Source organism: Phenylobacterium sp. (assembly GCF_044358365.1).
In the GTDB taxonomy this organism is placed as follows: Bacteria; Pseudomonadota; Alphaproteobacteria; order Caulobacterales; family Caulobacteraceae; genus Phenylobacterium.
This window is the reverse complement of record NZ_JBIKNZ010000155.1, coordinates 1-3,101: the sequence shown is the minus strand read 5'-3', so window position 1 is coordinate 3,101 and position 3,101 is coordinate 1. Positions and strand designations below refer to the sequence as shown.

The window sequence follows — 3,101 nt, the reverse complement described above, 5'->3', positions numbered from 1 at the left end:
CGCCCTCCGAGGCGCGATGCCGAAGCCGTGGACGAGGGCGGTCGCCGCGGCGTAGGTCGCTGCATGGCCGCCCGATCCGGAGATCGCCGGTGGCATGCGGCCGAGGTAGGCGACCGCGCGCCGCTCGACATGCTCGTCGTCCGCCGCCCCGCCCTGGCCCACCGGCTCCGCGATCCCGTGGCGGCGCGCGACCACGTGGTCGGCAAGGCGCTGGACGCAGGCCTCGAGCTCCTCGGCGCCGACCGTGGCCGGGATGCCCTCGAGCATGTCGTAGCGCTCGCCGCTCGGATGGACGCTCGGCCCGACGATCGTCTGCGCGCCGGTGCTGCGCAGCTCGACGACCATGGAGCGGTCGACGGGATCGCGGAACTGCCTCGTGCGGGCGCCGTGGGCCACGTACCAGCGGTGGCTCGCCTTGCTCGACGCCCGGCCCGTCACGCAGGCGGTGGGCGGCAGGAAGCGGTCCGCGGCCTCGCGTGCCTCTTCGCAGTCGAGATCGACGTCGACGAGCCAGCCGGAGGGCTCCCCGAGCAGGACGCCGATGTTCCCGTCGCCCGCGAAGTGCCGCTCGGCGTCGTCGGCCGGGATGCGGAGCTTCTGCCAGCCGGGGACCACCGGCCCCTTGGAGCCGTGGGGCACGGGCACCGGGCACCAGCCGCGTGCGATGCACGCAAGGGCCGCGTCGATGGTGGCACGATCGCCCATCAGAACGGGATCCCGTCGTCGGGGACCTCGGGGATCGTGCGCACGAGGGAGTCGTCCGCCGCCCATTCAGGCACGGGGCCGAGCTGGTACGAGGCGATCGAGTCGAACTGCTCGCCCGCCTTGCGCCTGGTGACGATGCCCGTGCAGTCGGCGAGCGCCCCCGCCTCCGCAAGGGCGACCGCGTCGGCCACGGTGGATGGGACGGGCGCATGGGACCGGCGGTGCCACCAGTCCTCGGCCTTGTGCCGGGCGTAGCTGCCTGGAGGGTGCTCGAGGCAGATCCACTCGCGCTGGCAGGCGCCGAGTCCGAGGCGGTACTCGACGCGCATCGTGGGCGTGGCCGAGGGGTCGCCGCCCTTTCGGTGCAGGAAGTAGCCCACCGACTGCACCGGCCTCGAGCGCGGCGACGGGCGCACGCTGAGGATCGACTCGGTGGTCGCGGTCGGGTCGTGGCGCTCGCGGACGGGCTCGGGGAACGCGTGGCCGCACTCCGGGCATTCGCGCGTCGCGGCGGGGACGAGCGCGTGGCAGGCCTCGCACTCCTTCATCGGCGCCTGGCCGCCGCCCGGGCTGCGCTCGCGAAGCTCGAGGTCGTCGACCGGCCCGTGCCGCATCACGTTGCCCCCGAAGTCGAGGACGAGGCAGTCCTCCTTCCCCGGCGCGAGGCGGAAGCCGCGGCCGACCATCTGGTAGTAGAGCCCCGGCGACGCGGTCGGGCGCAGGAGCGCCACGCAGTCGACGTTCGGGGCGTCGAAGCCGGTCGTGAGCACGTTCACATTCGCGAGGAAGCGAAGCTCCCCCGAGCGGAAGCGGGCGATCGCCCGCTCCCTCTCCATGGCCGACGTGCCGCCGTCGACCCAGCCGCACTCGATCCCGTGCCGGTCGCGGAGCACATCCACCACGTGGCGGCCGTGGGCGACGCCCGCGGCGAAGATCAGCGTGCTCCGGCGGTCCTTCGACTCGGACACGATCTCCGCGCATGCGCTCTCGACGACCTCGTCGGTGTCGAAGGCGCGCTCGACCTCGCTTGCGACGAACTCGCCGCAGCGGACCTTGAGCTGGCTCGTGTCGACCTTGACCCGGCCCGCCTTCGACCGAAGCGGCGAGAGGAAGCCGCGCTCGATCAGCTGGCCCACCCCGACCTCGTAGCAGACGTGGTTCAGGATGCCACCCGGCGAGCAGATCAGCCCGGTGCGCATGCGGAACGGCGTCGCCGTCAGGCCGATCACGCGCATCGCCGGGTTGACGACCTTCGCGTCCGCCAGGAACTGCCGGTACATCCCCTCGTCGTCGTCGGGCGGGATCAGGTGCGCCTCGTCGACGATCACGAGGTCGACCGGACCGAGCTCGCCAGCGCGCTGCCAGATCGACTGGATCCCGGCAACCGTCACCGGGTGCTCAAGCTCCCGCCTGCCGAGGCCCGCCGAGTAGACGCCGACGCCGAGTCCCGGCGCCATCGCGTCGAGCTTGCCGACGGCCTGCTCGAGGAGCTCCTTCACGTGCGCCAGGACGAGGACGCGCCCCTGCCAGCGCCGGACGGCGTCGCGGCAGATCGATGCGATGACGGGCGTCTTGCCGCCGCCCGTCGGGATCACCACGAGCGGGTTGTCGTCGCGCCCGCGCAGGTGGTCGTAGACCGCCTCGACGGCGGCGTGCTGGTAGTCACGGAGTTCCATCGGTCTCGATCTCCCTGATCTCGATGCGGGCCATGCCGCCCTCCACGACGTCGCCGCGCCTCACGCGCAGGTCGTCGATCTGCGAGTCGTCCACGTACGCGCCCGCGTCCGCGAGCGAGTCAAGCAGCCCCTTCATTGCGTTGTCGACGTCTCTGCGCCGCCGGTCGGGCGGGAAGAGCGTGACATCCACGGCGAGGCGTCCCTCAAGCGGCCTCGTGCCCGCGAGGAGCAACCGCACCGTGCTGCGGTAGCGCTGCCCCTCGCGGCTCACGAGGACCTTGCCGCCGACATGCCGCCAGTAGTGGTTCACCGACGGCGGGTACGGCAGCATGAAGCTGCGCGTCAGCGCTTCCAGGGCGCGCCTCCCACGGCCGATCGCGGCATCGAGGCGGGCGGCTCGCGACGGGCGAAACCCTTCACGACGTTGGCCATCTCGCCGTTGTCGTCGCGCTTCCTGAGCGCGACGGTGATCGAGAGCGGCAGGTCGTGCAGCTGGGACGAGTCGTTCAGCTCCATGACGCCGACCGCCCGGCAGATGGACGACAGGTTGCCGCGGGCGATGCGCACGGTCGTGTCGTTCACGTGCTTGAGCGTCAGGCGCTCCCAGACGCGGCGGCCCTTGTAGGGACCCTCGAGGACCTCGAAGACGAGCTCCAGGTACTCGCCCGCGCCGTTCTTGGTCGGCTTGGTCGTGCTGTCGACGATGGCCGCGACGTACTT

4 protein-coding genes are annotated in these 3,101 nt (G+C 72.1%); all 4 read right to left on the bottom strand.

What is annotated here, in order from left to right; all coding sequences use genetic code 11:
- Positions 1-705: bifunctional DNA primase/polymerase (locus tag ACIQ3B_RS18795; RefSeq protein WP_397405316.1), on the bottom strand; the 705-nt coding region annotated here is incomplete at its 3' end.
- Positions 705-2,381, bottom strand: a complete 1,677-nt coding sequence (locus tag ACIQ3B_RS18790) for a DEAD/DEAH box helicase family protein (RefSeq protein WP_397405314.1) — start codon at positions 2,379-2,381, stop codon at positions 705-707. The genes ACIQ3B_RS18790 and ACIQ3B_RS18795, both read right to left, overlap by 1 nt.
- Positions 2,368-2,712, bottom strand: coding sequence for a RusA family crossover junction endodeoxyribonuclease (locus tag ACIQ3B_RS18785; RefSeq protein WP_397405312.1), 345 nt, complete (start codon positions 2,710-2,712; stop codon positions 2,368-2,370). The genes ACIQ3B_RS18790 and ACIQ3B_RS18785 overlap by 14 nt, the downstream gene beginning before the upstream one ends.
- 11 nt (positions 2,713-2,723) lie before the next feature.
- The coding region (locus ACIQ3B_RS18780; RefSeq protein WP_397405310.1) for a DUF669 domain-containing protein at positions 2,724-3,101 on the bottom strand (378 nt) is incomplete at its 5' end.

Excerpts from the sequence above, each read along its gene's own strand:
- ACIQ3B_RS18790 (WP_397405314.1), bottom strand. The coding sequence starts at position 2,381 with ATGGAACTCCGTGACTACCAGCACGCCGCCGTCGAGGCGGTCTACGAC.
- ACIQ3B_RS18785 (WP_397405312.1), bottom strand. The coding sequence starts at position 2,712 with ATGCTGCCGTACCCGCCGTCGGTGAACCACTACTGGCGGCATGTCGGC.